Raw genomic sequence first — 16,582 nt, 5'->3', positions numbered from 1 at the left:
TCTTATTTTCAAGTCCCGACTCTGTGTAGATGCGAAGGCCCGGATGGTGTAGTGGCCCATCATACGACCCTGTCACGGTCGTGACGCGGGTTCAAATCCCGCTCCGGGCGTTCTTCTGCCGACACCTACCACGAACGAGGAGCGCAGCGGCGAGTGAGTGCCTGTGTCGGCGAAAACGCAACTGCGGCGATTTGAACCAGAGAGCGACGCGAACGGAGTGAGCAGAGCGACCGTGGTTCACAATCCCGCTCCGGGCGTTCTTCTGATTCAACCTCACGAGCGAGGAGCGTAGCGACCGTAGTTCGCGATTCCACTCCGAGCATTATCCAGAATTTATTGCTGGTACTTCGGAGACGACGATATCGATAGAGTATACCGAAACCGACGAACGACGCACTTCAACGCCGTTTGCCGTATTTTCTGTGCCAACTCGATATAACACAGTTTTGCCAGTTTCTCGCGGGTTATACGCGACTGCAGTCTAGGTAAGGGCATGAATATCGAGTCACTTTCACGCCGTGCATATCTCGCTGGCGCGGGGTCGGCGGCGACGCTCGGCCTCGCTGGCTGTCTCGGCGGCGGTGGCGGGTCGGACACCCTCTCAGTCGCGCACATGCCCATCTTCCCCGACCTCCAGTATTACGTGATGGAGTCGGAGGGGTACTTCGAGAACGTCGACGCGAGCATCGAGGGGCGAGAGTTCACCGACGGCCCGGCCATCATCCAGGCGTTCGGCGGCGGCGAAATCGATATTGCGATGTTCGGCATCGTCCCCTCGATGATCGTCATCGACCGCGGGATTCCGGCGAAGGTGACCGCCGCGAACATCAAGGAGCCGATGGCCATCATGGCCCACGAGGACCTGCAGGCGATGTGGGAGGAGCACGGCGCCGACGCGTTCAGCGTCTGGCGCGAGCAGAAGGGTCAGAAGTTCCGATTCGGCACCTTCCCGCAGGGGTCGGTGCCCGACGTACTGCTGCGATACTGGCTCGAACAGGAAGGCGTCGACACGTCGACGGTCGACATCGTCGAAATCAGCGGTGCGAATGCGGTGTGGCAGGCCATCGCCAACGGCGAAGTCGACGGCGCGTCCATCATGGAACCGGTGCCGACCCGGGCCGAACAGGAGGACGTCCCGATTCAGACGTTCCGCAACGCCGGGGAAATCATGCCCGGCCAGCCCGCCGCAGTGACGCTGATGCGCGATTCGGTGCGTGGAGAGCCCGTCGCCCGTCAGTTCCTTGAACAGCACGTCCGCGCGACGGAGTTCATCTCGAATCAGCCGGAGGCGACGGCCGACATCGTCGAATCGAGTATCGGGATGGCCGCCGACCAGGCGCTCGCGGCGCTGCAGGGACCGCTCTCGAACTTCGTGACCGACCCACGGGAAATCGAGAACGGGACGGAGATTTTCTCACGCTTCGCCGCCGAGAACGGGCAGATAGAGGAGCAGCTGACGCTGGACCAGATATTCGATTACAGCGTCTACGAGAGCCTATAGATGGCCGTCGACGTATCCGAAGATGTCGAGGAGGACCGCCCGAGCGCCCTCACCGACATCGACGGCCGGCGCCTGCGCCGCGGACTGGCCGGCGTCGCCGTCTTCCTCGCGCTCTGGGGCGCGGCGTCGCTCACCCAGCCGGCGTACGTCCTGCCCTCGCCGCTCGTCGTCGCGGAGACGTTCTACGCGCAGGCGGCAAGTGGCGAGATGGCCGTCGCGCTCGGACACAGCATCCTGCACTGGATTCCGGGCGCCGTCTTCGGGACGGGCCTCGGCATCGCCGCGGGCATCGCGCTGGCGTGGAGTCCGTATCTCGACGACGTGACTTCGCCGGTGGTGCGCGTCCTCAGGCCCGTGCCGCCGCTGGCGCTCGTCGGCTTCGCCATCGCGTGGTTCGGCATCAACCACGCCGGCGCCGCGTTCATCATCGCCGTCGGGGCATTCTGGATAAACTTCTACGCCACCTACGGCGGGGTCGAAGGCGTCTCCGAGGACTTGCTCGACGTGGCGCGGAGCCTCGGGGTCGAGAGCGACCTCGAACTCGTGCGAACGGTCGTCGTCCCCGCGTCGCTCCCCGAAATCACGACGGGGATACGGACCGGTATCGGTCGCTGCTGGATGCTCGTCGTCGCCTCGGAAATCTTCGGCGTCGCGGGCATCGGCCGTCGCATCCTCCGGGCGTCGAACAACCTTCAAGTCGACGTGGTCATCACCTATATCCTCGTGTTGAGTCTGATGTTCCTCGTCGTCGACGTGGCGTTCCGCGCGCTCCAACGACGGGCGCTGGTGTGGCGATGAGTGAGACACCGCGCGTGCGCGTCGACGACATCAGCAAGCACTTTGAGGGCGAGACGGGGCCGGTCCGCGCGCTCGACGGCGTCTCGTTCGACGTGGCCGACGGCGAGTTCGTCTGCCTCGTCGGCCCCTCAGGCTGTGGGAAGACGACGCTGTTTCGCATCATCGCGGGCCTGGAGTCCGCGACCAGCGGCGCCGTCTACCTCGACGGGGAGCGCGTCGAGGGACCGGGACCAGATTTGGGACTGGTGTTTCAGGAGTATCACCTGTTCCCGTGGCGCACCGTCGCCGACAACGTCGGCTTCGGACTGGAGCGTCAAGACGTGCCCGCGAGCGAACGCGAGCAACGCGTCGACGACCTAATCGAGATGGTCGGCCTGTCGGGGTTCGGCGACACCTACCCCCGCGACCTCTCGGGCGGCATGAAACAGCGGGTCGCGCTTGCGCGGGCGCTCGCTGTCGACCCTGGACTGTTGCTGATGGACGAACCCTTCGGCGCCGTCGACGCCCAGACCAAGAAGATGCTCCAGTCGGAACTCCTCGACATCTGGTCCGAGACGGGCAAGACCATCCTCTTCGTCACCCACGACGTGGAGGAGGCGGTCAAACTCGCGGACCGCGTGGTCGTCATGGGCAAGAATCCGGGTCACATCCACGAAATCGTCGACGTCGACATCGAGCGCCCGCGGAGTCGCTCGGACGACGCCTTCGGGACCTACTACCAGCGGATTCTCGACCTGATAGAGTAGGACGGTGGTCTATGGGTCGGCGCGCGACCCCGAGGCGTGCGTCGTCGAGACGGTTCGTGGGTCGGGTTGTGCGGCGTTCAGCAGGGTCGCGTACATTCGTGGGCGACCCTGGAACCAGCCGAATTGCACCGCGACGTGGCCCGCGACGAACAGCGCGAGGAGGACCCAGTGAACGGGAGTCATCGCGACGGGGGTGTGGACCGCCGGCACGTCGTGCATCAGGCCCGAGATGGCGTTGTAGACGAGAGCGTAGACGGCGAGTGTGGGAATCGTGGTGACGGCGACGCCGACGAGGCGAGCGACGCGCGACAGCGAGCGGTTACGGAGGAGTTCGACCGCCGCCCGAAACACTGAGAGCGTGACGACAACGGTGAGGAACACGCCCGTCTCGGTCGGGTCGAGTCCCTTGCCGGTGAGCGTCGCGAAGACGACGCCACCGAGGGCGGCAGCTACGAGCGCGGCCGCCACCGGCAAGAGCGACGACTCGTGTGTCCCCGTCGACGGCGGCTTCTTCGTCACCTGCCCGCCAGTCGAGAGGAAAAGGTACGCCTTGTAGAAGCCGTGGACGACCAGATGGGTGACGGCGGCGGCGAAGAAGCCGAGGCCACACTGGAGAATCATGAAGCCCATCTGCGCCACCGTCGAGCAACCGAGTCGGCCCTTGTACGTGGGCTGGACGAGGAGCATCGCCTGCGCGAGGAGGGCACTCACCGCGCCGACGACGACGATGACGAGCAACAGCCCTCGCTCCGGAACGAACAGCGGGGCGAACCGCGTCAGCAGGACGCCGCCGGCGTTGACGAAGCCGGCGTGCATCAGCGCCGACGACGGCGTGGGCGCGGTCATCGAGGAGAGGAGCCACCGATGGAAGGGGAACAGCGCCGACTGCACCAGCGCCGCGAAGACGATTAGCCCCGCGGCAATGAGCGTGACCGGGCGCGAGACGCTTCCGAGGCCGTCGAGAATTCCCGTTATCGTCGTCGCGCCCGTGCGGAGGACGAGCAGACCGACGCCGGCGGTCAAGAGCGCGCTGCCGGAGAGGAAGTACCGCCGGGAGAGCCGTCCGGCCGCCCGCGCTTCGTCCCACTCGGAGACGTAGCCGATCAGGTCGGCCATCACGAGACCCATGCCCGTCCACGCGAACAGGAAGAGCACGACGTTGTCAGCGGCGGGCATCGTCAGGACGGCCAGCGTGAACAGCGCCACGTCGACGAAGAAGCGGTTCAGATTTCGACTCGCGGCCATGTACCGGCGAGCGAAACTCTGGACGATGCCGCTGAAGAAGGTGACCGCACACCACATGACGAGTGTCAGGCCGTCGACCCGAACGAGTCCGCCCGTCGGCAACGCGACGTGAAACTGGACGACTGCGACGGCGACGACTATCGAAAGCACGAAGGCCAGCCACGCCGCATACGTCGAGACGACAGGCACCCAGTTCTGTTCGCCTATATCACTCATTCATTCGAAAAATCGAGAGATATCTCATAAGTGCTCCGCACTTATGCCCCGGGATAGATATAATTCTTAAAATCTTCCTTTCCCATCAAACAGCCAAATCAGCCGCCACAGATAGTGAACGATAGCAAAATGCAGCCAGAATATAATTCAAGTATTTTAGGAATTAACCCAATTACAGTACATATGTAGAAAGATGTTTAACTGAATAGGAACAGTCGTGCGATGAGACGAACAGTATGAACGGCGTCGACCCGGTCACCATCCGAGCCAAAATCGACAGCGCGGCGGAGCGTATCGGTCGCGTGTGGCCGCTGTACTCCGACGTGGGTGCGAACCCCCTCTCGGGGTTCGAAGACCGACCGTTCCCGGCAGCGGTCGCAGAGGGCGAACGCCTGTTCGGCGGCCGCGGGTATCCGCACCCGGCCCGGTTTCGCGAGGCCTGGGAGTCGGGCCGCATCGACGACGAGGAACTCGACAGCGTCCTCGACGCGCACGGATACACCGACTCGCCCGAGGCGCTCTTAGACCGGATGGAGAGCGTGGAACGCGACCGCGACTCGACGAGCGAGACCGACGAGCGACTCGACCGCCTCGTCGCGAAGTGGCTGGCCGCCCTCCTCGACCAGGGACAGGCGGCGTGTCCGCCGCCGAACCGCGAGGAGGGCCTGTACCGTGCCTGGCGGTCGGTCGCGCCCCACGACGCCGAGATACCCGCCTCGTCGACGCCCGTGGCGACACACTACCACGAGCGCCTCGACGACCTGCCCGAGACGGCGTCCGAAGCGGTGTCTGCCGTCCTGAGCGAGCACCCGACCGAGGAGTGGGAGCGCATCTTCGAACACCATCTGGCCGCGCTGCCCGGCTGGGTCGGCTTCATCAAGCAGCGGGCGCAGGCAAACAACAATCCGTGGCAGGAGGCCTGTCCCGCGACGCTGCTCGATTACATGGCGATTCGTCTGACCCTGGCCAAACACATGGGGGCGACGCTCGCTCCGGCGAGCGACGGGGAGACGGCCGATTCGGACGACCCACCCCTGGCCGAACACTGGTTGACGGCGTGGGAGCGGAGCTACCGCGAGGAACTCGTCGACGACATCCAGCGCCAGCTCGGGGGCGAGGGAGAATCGTCGGCGGCGCCCGAGGCACAGCTCGTCTTCTGTATCGACACGCGCTCGGAGGTCATCCGCCGACACCTCGAACGCACCGGTCCCTACGAGACGTTCGGCTACGGCGGCTTCTTCGGCATTCCGCTGGAGTACGAGGGCTGGAAGTCGAAGACACGAACCGACTCGTGTCCGGTGATGGTCGACCCGACGCATCACGTCACGGACCGCCCCCGAACAGACGGCGGGGCGGCGACGGCCTACGAGCGATGGGAGCGCTACACCCGTGCCGGGACGAAGCTCGTGAAGTCGCTGAAAACCGACCTCGCGGCTGCGTTCGGCTTCGTCGAGGCGTCGGGTGGGCTGTTCGGCGCCGCGCTGGCCTCGCGGACGCTCGTCCCGTCGAGCGTGCGCGCCCTGCGTGACCGGCTCAGTCCACCCCGGCCCGAGAACTTCTGCGAACCAACGGTCGACGGCAACACGGACCACGACCACGCGGCCGACCTCCCGGTTGGAATGTCGACCGAGCAGCGCGCGTTCTACGCCGAAGCGGCGTTCGACCTGCTGGGCTGGGAGGAGTTCGCACCGGTCGTCGTCTTCACCGGCCATCGGAGCGAGACGGTCAACAACCCGTACCAGTCGAGCATCGACTGCGGCGCCTGCGCGGGCAGTCCGGGGACACCGAACGCGCGGGCCCTCGCCGCCATCTGCAACGACCCGGCGGTCCGAGACGAACTGCGTGACCGCGGCGTCGACGTTCCCGACGACACCGTGTTCCTCGCCGCGGAGCACAACACCACGACCGACTCGGTGTCGCTGTTCGTGAGCGAATCCCTCTCGGAGCGCCAGCAGGCCGTCGTCGACCGCCTGCGTGACGGCCTCGAAACCGCCCAGCAGGGGGCAACGGCAGAGCGACTGGACACGATGGACGTCGACGCCGCCGACAGCGTCAGCGAAGCCGAGACCAGAACCGCCGATTGGGCCCAACCCCGTCCAGAACTCGGGTTGTCCGGGAACGCTGGCTTCGTCATCGGGCCGCGCGACCTGACCGACGGTCTTGACCTCGACGGTCGCTCGTTCCTCCACTCCTACGACTGGTCGACCGACCCCGACGGCGACGCCCTCGAAAACATCATGACTGGCCCGCTGGTCGTCTGTCAGATGATCAGCGCCCAGTACTACTTCTCGACCGTCGACAACGAAGTGTACGGGAGCGGGTCGAAGACGACTCACAACACGGTAGGTCACGTCGGCGTCGTGCAGGGGAACGGCGGCGACCTTCGCGTCGGACTCCCACTCCAGTCGCTGTACGGGGACGACAGCGAACTCTATCACCAGCCACTCCGGCTTTCGGTCGTGATTCACGCCCCCGTCGAGCAGGTGACCGATATCCTCGCGCGCAACGACGACCTCGCGACCCTGTTCGACAACGGCTGGCTCTCGCTGACGGTGCTCGACCCCGAGCAGGCCAATCGGTGTTTCGAGTACCAGGGCGAGCAGACCTGGGAGCCACGGCTGGACTCGGAAGGCTCGGAGGACACGACCGAGACATCCGTCACGACGGCACAGTAAACGCCTTGCCGCTGTGGCACAAATTTGGGGGCATGGGCGACTCCACCTGCTATCTCGAATTCTGCCCGGAGTGTTCGACGCCGGTCCCCGTCGTCGACGGCGAGTGCCCGGACTGCGGGACGGCCATCGACGAGTCGTCGTGAGCGGCGTCGACACGCGGGTCCGCGCCACCGTGGGGTGTCTCGCGGGCGCGCACCTGCACGCCGTGGACCGACTCGGTGACGTCGTCGACGACGACAGCCGCACCAGTCTCGGCCGGAAGCCGGTCGCGAAGCCGACCGGAGAGATACGTCGGCGTCGCGGCCGCCAGCGCCTCCACGTCCGTGCCCGCGGTCAACCGGTGGGCGATGAGGAGGTCCGACTGCGAGAGCGCGACCGACGGGAGCGCGCCGGGGCGCTGGGTAGCGGCGACCAGCGAGACGCCGGGCGTCCGCCCGCGCGTGAGTACCGTCTCAAGCGCCGGCGCCGCAATCCCGTCGAAGAACACGTGCGCTTCGTCAAGGAGGAGCCACGGCAAGCGTTCGGGTCGACGGTCGACGCACGCGTCGTACAGGCCGGCGGCGACGGCGCGAACGAGCGCCGCTGCCGCCCGGTCGGCCAGTCCCGAACAGTCGAGCACCGTCGCCGACGCCGACAGGAGCGTGCGAGCGTCGAGGCCGTCGGGGTCGAAGACACCCCACGAGTCGGCGAGCTGGAGGTGGTTCCGGGCGGCCCGCGCCACGCCGTCGGCGACGGCCGCCGCGTCGACGTGTGCGAGCATCTCGTCCAGCGTCGCCGTCTCGCGGGCCGCCTCCCAGAGGAGGGCGCCGACGGAGTCGGTTGGTGAGAGGTCGAACAGCGCCGGCCACGCCGTCGATGGGAGAAGCGTCGCGGCGACGGTTGGCGCAGCGACGACGCGCACCGAGGCCGACCCCTCCGCGAGCCCCGCGAACTCCCCCATCGGGTCGACGACGATTGGGGCGACGCCGGGCGCGCGGGCCGCCCCCTCAGCGACGACGCCGAGGGTGTGTGACTTGCCGTAGCCGCGCTTGCCGACGACGAGGGCCGCGTGCGGGCGATGGAGGTCGAGGCCAACGGCCGCGCCGTCGCTGCCGTCGGCGGCGCGGTACGTGCCGAAGCGAACCGCGGGCCCCGTCGCCGACGCGTCGCGTCCGAGGACGTGCATGCCCCGGCGTGGTCCCGGCATCCCTCATAAGCGTCCGCCCGGACGTTCAAATGTGGAGACGGGAGCAAGCCGGTCCATGTTCGACGCGTTCCGCGCGGACCGACGAGCCATCGAAGGATTGCCCATCAGACTGGTCATCGCACTCGTCATCGGCGTCGCCAGTCTGAGCGTCATGATGAACATGCTGACCGGGATTCAGGGGTTGTCGACGACGGAACTCGACGTTCGACCCGAACCGGAGGTTGTCGGGCCGGGACAAGGCTCAATCGACCTGACGGTCGTCGGCGCGGACGGGTCGGCCGTCGCGGACGCGACGGTCCTCGTCAAAGCCGGGAGCGCCGACCTCGACGGCGTGCAGACGGCGACGACGGGCGAGGACGGGACCGCGAGCGTATCGGTGACGCCGACGCTCCGCGCGAATCAGGACGAAGGGACGCTGGTCATCGAGGTGAAACCACCTGCCGGAAGCGGCTACGTCGACCGCCGCGGCAACACGAAGGTGTTGGTCGTGCGAGGATGAAGCCGGTTAGCGACGGTGGTGGCCGCGGCCGCCGTCGAGTCGGTCGTCCCAGTCTATCCACTCGTGTTCCCAGCCGGTGGGCGCGAAGTAGCCCTGCTCGCCGAACTCGCGGTCCTCGCGCTCGGTCCGGTTGCGCGTGACGCCCCCGGCCTGTTCGCCGTCGACGAGGAGGGGGGCGAGCGTCGCCGGGCCGAACTCCTCGGCGACGGCGTAGCCCTCGGGCGAGTCGTCGGGCGCGAGGGCAACGAGCGTCGGGTCGGGCGTCCCCATCGGCATCACGAGTCGGCCGTCGGGGGCGAGCTGGTCGAGAAGCGCGCGGGGCGGGCGCACCGCCGCCGCTTCGACGAGGATGCGGTCGAAGTGGGCGTACTCCGGGAGGCCGTCGGCGCCGTCGCGGCAGTCGACGAGGACGCCCTCGTAGCCGGCCTGTCGGAGATTTCGGCGCGCGTCGAGAACGAGTCGGCGGGCGATGTCGACGGCGTGCACGCGGCGAGCGCCGACGAGTTCGGCAAGTAGCGCCGCCGTGTAGCCGACGCCGACGCCGACGACGAGGACGGAATCGTCGTCGTCGACATCGAGTGCGCCGAGGAGTCGGGCGACCGTCTTGGGTGCGAGCACCGTCGTGCCGGCGTGGTCGGTCGCGCGGTTGTCGTACGGGCGGTCCTCGACGAAGACGTGCCGGGGGACCGTTCGCATGGCCACCCCGAGGGACTCGTCGAGGTCGTCGAGAGTGTGGTCGAGGCCGTCGACCATGTCCTCGCGCAACACTGCGGGGTCCATAGAAGGAGGCTGGGTGCGGCCGCTTATGAAGCGTGCGTTCGGGGTCGTGTCACCACGCCGACCACGCGGCGGAGGTCTCGTCGAGGCCGTACACGCGCTTGACGTCTTTCGCGAAGACGGTGTCGCCCTCGTGGTCGAGCTTCTCGAAGCGATACTCGGGGGCGTCGTCGCGGACCTGCACGCCCGTAATCTCGAACTCTTCGTCGCCGAACTCGGCCGTCTCGCCGACGACGAACTCGTGGTCGCCGGGCACGGAGACGGTGACGCTCCGCGACTCGTCGCGTCGGCCGTCGTTGGGGTGGACGGTCACGTTCACGCGGACGTTGTCGACGGCGCGCGTCCAGAGCGTCGCGACGTCTTCGAGCGTCGCCTCCTCAACGCGCTGGTCGCCGCCGAGTTCGATGGCGGTGACGCGCGCCTGCATGATGGCCTCGTCGGTGTCGACGACGAACTCGTCGCCGCGTTCGACGGTGTCGCCGGGCGGGACGTCGACCGTCGCCGTCAGCGATTCGTCGCCCTGCGAGACGACGACGTCGAGTTCGATCTCTGGGGTCGGCTCGTAGCGCTCCTTGTGGACGTGGTCGCACTCCGTACAGCGCACGGTGACGTGGCCGCCGGGTTTCAGTACCTCGTGGACCGTCTGCTCGGAACAGGACGGACAGGCGAGAGCGACGCGGTCGCCCGCGTCGGGACCGGGATGAGTCATACCGACGTGTAGCCGGTCAGGCGGTAAAAGTCCGCCCTTCCGGGATTCGCGTCACTCGGCGCTCGGCAGATCGATTGCCTCGCCGTCGGCGTACACCGTCGGATGGCGGAGGATGCCGTCGAGATGTAGCGGTGCCTCGGTGTCGCCGCCGATGCTCGCGTCGTCGCCGATGGCGATGTGGACCGTCCCCGCCGCCTTCTCGTCCAAGAGGACGGACCCGACGAGGTCGGTGACGCCGACGTTCGTTCCGACCCCGAGTTCGGCGAGGTTGGCGGCGTCGTCGCCCACCGCCTCGCGCCCGGCGTCGACCTGTTCGCGCACGGCGTCGTCGGAGATGTGGGTGACTGTGCCGTCCTCCACCTCGAATCGAATCGGTTCCTCGAGCAGACCGTGGGGCATCATCGTCCCGTCGACGACGTACGTGCCGGAGGCCGTCTCGGGGCTGACGAACACCTCGCCCGCGGGGAGGTTCGAGAAGTCGCCGGCGTCGTGGACCATCCCGGTGTCGGTCAGCCACTCGCGGTCGCCGGGTTCGACGGTGAAGTCGGTGCCCTCGGGGGAGGTGACGCGAATCTCGTCGGCGTCGGCGACCTGTTCGAGTACCTCGCGACAGTGGCGGGCGATGGTCTCGTAGTCGGCGTCGAGGCCGGCGACCATCACGTCCTCGGTGATGCCGGGGAGGGTGGCGGCGCGAGCACCGGCGTCGCAGGCTCGCTTGCGGGCGCGCGTGTGACTCAGGCTCTTGGTCGTCGGCGCGAGGACCACGTCGGCGTCGGCCATCGCGGCCGCGACGGGCGCGGGGGGTTCGGTGCCGTGTTGCTCGCCCGGCGGGTAGCGGAGGAGGACGGCGTCGTCGGTGACGGTGCTCGCCACGTCGTAGAGCGCCTCGCCGATTGGGAGCCGCTTGTCGTCGGTGACGACAGCACAGGACTCGTCGGCGTCGAGCGCCATGCACTGATGAATCGCCGTCTCGGCGGCCTGTATGAGTGCGTCGGACATGGGCGAGGGAAGGGCCGGGCGTAGGTTAGCCCTTCCCCTCCGGATGCGACCGCCGAGCGAAATTGTATGTTATGTGATAACAACCACCATAACCACTATCGTCGTACGGTCCAATGATTCGAATATGGATGGCCCGATTCGCGTCCTCCACGTCGACGACGAACCGGACTTTGCGAATCTGGCCGCCACGTTCCTCGAACGCGAAGACGACCGGTTCGAGGTGACGACGGCGACGAATGTCGGCGAGGGGTTGGACCGACTCGCCGAACTCGACGCCGACTGTATCGTCTCCGACTACGATATGCCCGACCAGAACGGCATCGAATTCCTCGAAACCGTCCGCACCGACCACCCGAAGCTCCCCTTCATTCTGTTTACCGGGCGGGGGTCGGAGTCGATTGCGAGCCGAGCGGTGTCGGCCGGCGTCACCGAGTACCTCCAGAAGGAGTCCGGGAGAGACCAGTACATGCTGCTCGCCAACCGCATCACCAACAGCGTGCGAGCCTATCGCGCGGAGACGGCGGTCACCCGGAGCGAGGAGCGCTACCACAACCTCGTGGATACGGCACCGATTCCGATAATCGTCTTCGACCGAGAGGGTACGCTGCTTTACTCGAACGACGCCGCGGTCGACTTTCTCAACGCCGACACGCACGCGGACCTGGAGGACCGGTCGTTCACCGATTTCCTCCACCCGGACGACCGGGAGCGGGCGAGGGGTCGCTTCGAGCGGCTGATGACCGAGGGGGTGTCGTTGCCGGAGGCCGAGTTCCGCCTCCGAGCCATCGACGGGGAGATCAAGCCGGCGACCGTCGCGACCGCCCCCGGCTACTACCGGGGGCAGAAGGTGGCGCAGGCGATGGCGTACCAGTAGGCCACGAGAGAGGCTCGAAACGATTATGCCCGTCGCCGCGCGACTCCGCGATATGACACAGGTCGGCGTCAACGGCTACGGAACCATCGGCAAACGGGTGGCTGACGCGATTACGGAACAACCGGACATGGAGCTCGTCGGCGTCGCCAAGACGCGCCCGAACTTCGAGGCGGAGACGGCGGCGCGCAAGGGCTACCCCCTCTACGCCGCCATCCCCGACCGGATGGACCAGTTCGCCGAGGAGGGCCTCGAACTCGCCGGCGAGGTGGAGGAGCTCGTCGCCGAGTCGGACGTGGTGGTCGACTGTACGCCCTCGGGCATCGGCGCCGAGAACGCCGACCTCTACGAGGCCCACGACACGCCCGCCATCTTCCAGGGCGGCGAGGACGCCGACGTGGCCGAGGTGAGTTTCAACGCCCGCGCTAACTTCGAGAACGCGGTCGGCGCCGACTCCGCGCGCGTCGTCTCCTGTAACACCACGGGGCTCTCGCGCATCCTCGCGCCGCTTGAGGAGGCCTACGGCGTCGAGAAGGCACGCGTCACGCTGGTTCGGCGCGGCGGCGACCCCGGCCAGACCGGGCGCGGCCCCATCGACGACATCCTCCCCGACCCGGTGACCATCCCCTCGCACCACGGCCCGGACGTGAACACCATCTTCCCGGACCTCGACATCGACACGCTCGGGATGAAGGTGCCGGCGACGCTGATGCACACCCACAGCGTCAACGTGACGCTGGAATCGGACGCTGACGCCGAGGCGGTCCGCGACCTGTTCGCCGACGAGGAGCGCCTGTTCCAGATTCCGGCGGGCGCCGACATCGACGGCTCGGGCAAGCTCAAGGAGTTCGCCCACGACGCTGGCCGGCCGCGCGGTGACCTCTGGGAGAACTGCATCTGGTCCGAGTCCATCACCGTCGAGGGCCGCGACCTCTACCTGTTCCAAGCGATTCACCAGGAGAGCGACGTGGTGCCCGAAAACGTCGACGCCGTCCGCGCCCTCCGCGGCGACGAGGACGCCGCCGAGAGTCGCGCGACGACCGAGGAAGCGATGGGCGTCGGCATCGACTACTGAGTCGACGGCGCGATTCAGAAAGAACGGCCCCAGCCGCTACTGGTCGACGCTCGACTCGACGCGCTCACAGGAGCGAGTCAAGGCGTCGACGCCGGGAAGCGACTGGCCGGTGAGCGCCCGGACGTAGGCGCCGCCGGCGATGGAGACGTGCGAGAAGTACTCCTCGTCGAGGCCGTAGAGTTCGATGGCCCGCGAGGTGTCGCCGCCGCCGATGACCGAGAAGCAGTCCGTCGTCGCGATGGTTTCGAGGACGCCGACCGTCCCCGTCGAGAAGCGTTCGTCCTCGAAGACGCCGAGGGCGCCCTTGACGAACACCGCCGCCGAGTCCTCGATGACCTCGCCGTAGCGCTCGACAGTCGTCGAGCCCACGTCGAGCAGCGGGAAGTCCTTCTCCACGTCATCGGTGACGGGGAATTCAGCGCGTTCGTCGGCAGCGTCCTCGTAGGCTAGGTCGAAGGGGAGCGTGATGCGGTCGCTGCGTTCGGCGAGCAGTTCGCGGATGCGCTCTTCGTTTTGCTCCCACTGGTGGTCGTAGAGTTCCGTGCCGCCCACGTCGTAGCCCACGTCGTAGCCCGCGGCCCGCAGGAAGAGTTCGCCCACGATGCCGCCGAGGAGGTAGTGGTCGATGGCCTCGTCGAGCGCGCTCATCACGTCGATGACGTCGGTGGCTTTCGCGCCGCCGAGCACCATCGTCACCTGCCCGTCGAACTCCCGGCTGGCGATGCTCGTGTTGGCCTCGTATTCGGCCTCCATGACGCGCCCGGCGTAGGCGGGGAGGACGAGCGGAAAGCCGACGAGGGAAGCGTGCGAGCGGTGGGCCGCCGAGTACGCGTCGTTGATGTAGCAGTCGAACTCGGGGGCGAGCGTCTGGACGAACTCGCTGTCGGCGTGTTCCTCCGCCGGTTTCTCGGGGAGTTCGTCGTCGCTCATCCGGACGTTCTCGAGGAGCAGTATCTCGCCGGCGTCGAGCCCTCGGATGGCGTCGACAGCCTCGTCGCCGTGAACGTCGTCGACGAACCCGACGGGCGTCTCGACGTACTCGGCGAGGAGGTCGGCGTGCTGGTCGAGCGAGACGAAAGAGTCCCGCCCCGGACGGCCCTGATGGGCCATGACGACGACGCGGTGGCCGTCCTCGACGAGTTCCCGAACGGTCCGGGCGTGGCGTGCGAATCGGCGGTTGTCCTTGACGATGCCGTCCTCGACCGGCGAATTGAGGTCGAGCCGAACGAGGACGCGATTCCCGGACCCGAGTTCGTCGAGCGTCTTGAACATGTGCCTCGTCTCTCTGATGGGGGGTCGAGTATTTCAAACGGCCGATTCCGAGTGAACAATCGTGTCATAGTATACCGTCGGTCACGGGGGTCGTGCTACTACCTACCGGGGACAGAAAGCTTTTGAGCGGGACCGGCTTACGTTCGGCCATGAGAGGCGACGACCGTGACGACCCGTTCGGCGACATTTTCGACGAAATCGAACGGATGATGAACGAAATGACGGGCGCCAACTCCAACGCGATGAGCGACGGCTCGGGCTTTGCTTCCGAGACGCACGTCGACATCTACGAGGACGACGAGGAAGTGCGGCTCGTCGCCGACCTCCCCGGCGTCGAGAAAGACGCCATCGAGCTGAAGTGTGACGGGAAGACCCTCACCATCAGCGCCACCTCCCCGCACCGCGAGTACGACGAGCGGGTCCGCCTGCCCGCCCGCGTCGACGAGCACTCCGCGTCGGCCACGTTCAACAACGGCATCCTCGAAGTCACCGTGGACAAGGTGGGCGACTCCGCCGCCATCGACGTCGAGTAACTACGCCGTCGCTTTTATCAGCGCCGCCAGTCGGTCGTAGAAGTCCGGGACGTACTTCGTCGCGACGTCGACGGTCGGCCGCGCGTTCGTCTCAACGACGACGACCCGATTCTCCGTCGCGAGCAGGTCGACGCCCAGATACGATACGTCGAGCGCCGCCGCCGCCCGTTCGGCGAGACGGCGATACTCGTTGGGCAGGTCGACGCCCGTCGCCTCGGCGCCGCGGTGGACGTTGTGTTTCCAGCGCCCGTCCGCGCGGGCGTCTGCCGGCAGTTCGCGCTCGACGGCCCCCGCGTACTCGCCGTCGACGACCATGACGCGGTAGTCGTGCGCGTCGGGTAGATACTCCTGTAGGAGGTAGGTCTTGTCGCCCGTGGCGCGGTAGTCGTGAATCAGGTCGAGGTAGTCGGCGATACCCAGCAGCGAGTCGATGTCGGTCGCTTTCGCCACGCCCGTCCCGCGAGTCGTAGAGTTCGGCTTGACGACGACCGGCCAGTCGAAGTCCGCGACGGCGTCGACGAGCGTCGCTTCGTCGACGGGGCTCGACACCATCGTCGTCTTCGGGACAGGCAGACCGGCGGCGCCGAGGGTCGCCACGACCCCACCCTTGTTTCGCGAGCGAAGCACGGCGTCGCGCCCGTTCACCCACGGGAGGTCGTACAGCGCGGACAGGGCGTCGCCGGCGGGCGTCTGCGAGGGGTAGACGAAGCCCACGTCGAAGTCGTCGGCGGGCGCCTCGTCGAGACGGATGGTCCGCCCGGTGGCGGGGAGATGGCCGACCTCGATGCCGCGGTCGGCGAGTGGGTCCTGGAGGCGGTCGAACGTCTCCGCCCGTGTGGTCAGGGCGAGCCGGAGCATACGCTCCCTGTGGAAGGCGGAAAGAAAAGGTCGGGGGTCGCGCTCAGGCGACGAGCAGCTGCTCGCCTTTCTCGACGACGATGCGGCACGGCGGCGAGATCTTGTTGTAGGCGCGACGGAAGGCGTCCTTGACGACCGGGGCGTCCTCGGGGTCGCAGTAGCAGGTGAAGACCGTCTCGTTGGTCTGAATGCGGGCGGCGGTGCCGACCGGCTTGCCGAACGCCTGTCGCATCCCGTCGGAGACACGGTCCGCACCCGCGCCCGTCGCCTGCTTGTTCTCTCGGATGACCTGGTGGGGGAACTTCCGGAGCACCATCTTGTAGTTCCCTTCGCCCAGCTCCTTCAGGAGCCGACGGTTGGCGGAGAGGCGCGAGGCCTCGAGCGCGCCGTGGCGAAGCTGACACTCCTCCTCGACTTCGAGGCTGATGTGAACCTCGTAGTCCTCGGGGTCGGCCTGGAGGTCGCCCATGTTGTGCTGTGCAATCTTGGAACCGGGAACGCCCGTGATGTACTCTCGTCGCGTGTACGAGGGCTTGTCGATCTCCCGGTACATGGAGGCAGGCTTGTCGGACATGGTTACTTGTCAGAATCGAAGCCGAGGCGGTGAATAAAGCCTTCGATG

At 67.0% G+C, this 16,582-nt stretch carries 16 protein-coding genes and 1 tRNA gene; 9 read left to right on the top strand and 8 right to left on the bottom strand.

The features are described from left to right. Window positions 1–37: 37 nt before the first annotated feature. The 4 genes from BLU18_RS11770 to BLU18_RS11755 all read left to right on the top strand — a co-directional run bounded on the left by BLU18_RS11770 (window position 38) and on the right by BLU18_RS11755 (window position 3,045). Window positions 38–110: transfer RNA gene (locus BLU18_RS11770), tRNA-Asp, on the top strand. A 383-nt stretch (window positions 111–493) separates the two neighbouring features. Then, window positions 494–1,501, top strand: coding sequence for an ABC transporter substrate-binding protein (locus tag BLU18_RS11765; protein WP_092635274.1), 1,008 nt, complete (start codon window positions 494–496; stop codon window positions 1,499–1,501). Further along, window positions 1,502–2,299: an ABC transporter permease gene (locus BLU18_RS11760; RefSeq protein ID WP_092635272.1), complete on the top strand. Its 798-nt coding sequence runs from the start codon at window positions 1,502–1,504 to the stop codon at window positions 2,297–2,299. Continuing rightward, complete coding sequence (locus BLU18_RS11755) at window positions 2,296–3,045, top strand: ABC transporter ATP-binding protein (RefSeq protein ID WP_092635341.1); 750 nt, start codon at window positions 2,296–2,298, stop codon at window positions 3,043–3,045. Before BLU18_RS11760 ends, BLU18_RS11755 begins: the two co-directional genes overlap by 4 nt. Before the next feature lie 9 nt (window positions 3,046–3,054). Here BLU18_RS11755 and BLU18_RS11750 read toward each other — a convergent pair whose 3' ends face one another. After that, complete coding sequence (locus tag BLU18_RS11750) at window positions 3,055–4,506, bottom strand: proton-conducting transporter transmembrane domain-containing protein (protein ID WP_092635270.1); 1,452 nt, start codon at window positions 4,504–4,506, stop codon at window positions 3,055–3,057. 236 nt (window positions 4,507–4,742) lie between these two features. On the opposite strand from BLU18_RS11750, the gene BLU18_RS11745 reads away from it, so the two are divergent. After that, window positions 4,743–7,181 (top strand): DUF2309 domain-containing protein, encoded by a 2,439-nt coding sequence (locus BLU18_RS11745; RefSeq protein WP_092635268.1) that lies wholly within the window; start codon window positions 4,743–4,745, stop codon window positions 7,179–7,181. Between the two features lie 49 nt (window positions 7,182–7,230). On the opposite strand, the gene BLU18_RS11740 is transcribed toward BLU18_RS11745, so the two are convergent. Beyond that, entirely contained in the window at window positions 7,231–8,346 is a 1,116-nt protein-coding gene (locus BLU18_RS11740) for an ATP-binding protein (protein ID WP_143025265.1), read from the bottom strand. A 76-nt stretch (window positions 8,347–8,422) separates the two neighbouring features. On the opposite strand from BLU18_RS11740, the gene BLU18_RS11735 reads away from it, so the two are divergent. Next, entirely contained in the window at window positions 8,423–8,866 is a 444-nt protein-coding gene (locus BLU18_RS11735; protein ID WP_092635266.1) for a DUF7382 domain-containing protein, read from the top strand. Between the two features lie 6 nt (window positions 8,867–8,872). Here BLU18_RS11735 and BLU18_RS11730 read toward each other — a convergent pair whose 3' ends face one another. The 3 genes from BLU18_RS11730 to BLU18_RS11720 are packed head-to-tail and all read right to left on the bottom strand — an operon-like array spanning window position 8,873 to window position 11,351. Beyond that, window positions 8,873–9,646, bottom strand: a complete 774-nt coding sequence (locus BLU18_RS11730; RefSeq protein WP_092635264.1) for a protein-L-isoaspartate O-methyltransferase family protein — start codon at window positions 9,644–9,646, stop codon at window positions 8,873–8,875. 49 nt (window positions 9,647–9,695) lie between these two features. Next, on the bottom strand, window positions 9,696–10,352 hold the full coding sequence (locus tag BLU18_RS11725) for an HVO_0476 family zinc finger protein (protein ID WP_092635262.1): 657 nt from the start codon (window positions 10,350–10,352) through the stop codon (window positions 9,696–9,698). Window positions 10,353–10,403: 51 nt separating this feature from the next. Then, window positions 10,404–11,351, bottom strand: a complete 948-nt coding sequence (locus BLU18_RS11720) for an aminopeptidase (protein WP_092635260.1) — start codon at window positions 11,349–11,351, stop codon at window positions 10,404–10,406. 124 nt (window positions 11,352–11,475) lie between these two features. On the opposite strand from BLU18_RS11720, the gene BLU18_RS11715 reads away from it, so the two are divergent. Both BLU18_RS11715 and BLU18_RS11710 read left to right on the top strand, forming a co-directional pair. Continuing rightward, the gene (locus BLU18_RS11715; protein WP_092635258.1) at window positions 11,476–12,225 is read left to right on the top strand and encodes a response regulator; all 750 of its coding nucleotides are present in this window, start codon (window positions 11,476–11,478) and stop codon (window positions 12,223–12,225) included. Between the two features lie 52 nt (window positions 12,226–12,277). Then, window positions 12,278–13,297, top strand: a complete 1,020-nt coding sequence (locus BLU18_RS11710) for a type II glyceraldehyde-3-phosphate dehydrogenase (protein WP_092635339.1) — start codon at window positions 12,278–12,280, stop codon at window positions 13,295–13,297. Window positions 13,298–13,333: 36 nt separating this feature from the next. On the opposite strand, the gene BLU18_RS11705 is transcribed toward BLU18_RS11710, so the two are convergent. Then, on the bottom strand, window positions 13,334–14,569 hold the full coding sequence (locus BLU18_RS11705; protein WP_092635256.1) for a phosphoglycerate kinase: 1,236 nt from the start codon (window positions 14,567–14,569) through the stop codon (window positions 13,334–13,336). Window positions 14,570–14,718: 149 nt separating this feature from the next. Between BLU18_RS11705 and BLU18_RS11700 the strand changes: the two genes are divergently transcribed. After that, window positions 14,719–15,102: an Hsp20/alpha crystallin family protein gene (locus BLU18_RS11700; protein WP_092635254.1), complete on the top strand. Its 384-nt coding sequence runs from the start codon at window positions 14,719–14,721 to the stop codon at window positions 15,100–15,102. Here BLU18_RS11700 and BLU18_RS11695 read toward each other — a convergent pair whose 3' ends face one another. Beyond that, entirely contained in the window at window positions 15,103–15,960 is an 858-nt protein-coding gene (locus BLU18_RS11695) for an ATP-grasp domain-containing protein (RefSeq protein WP_092635252.1), read from the bottom strand. A 43-nt stretch (window positions 15,961–16,003) separates the two neighbouring features. Further along, complete coding sequence (locus tag BLU18_RS11690) at window positions 16,004–16,534, bottom strand: 50S ribosomal protein L16 (RefSeq protein WP_092635250.1); 531 nt, start codon at window positions 16,532–16,534, stop codon at window positions 16,004–16,006. Between the last annotated feature and the right edge of the window lie 48 nt (window positions 16,535–16,582).

It is taken from the genome of Haloplanus vescus (assembly GCF_900107665.1).
GTDB lineage: Archaea > Halobacteriota > Halobacteria > Halobacteriales > Haloferacaceae > Haloplanus > Haloplanus vescus.
Note: the sequence above shows the minus strand (reverse complement) of the source record. Positions and strands in the feature narration are given on the sequence as shown.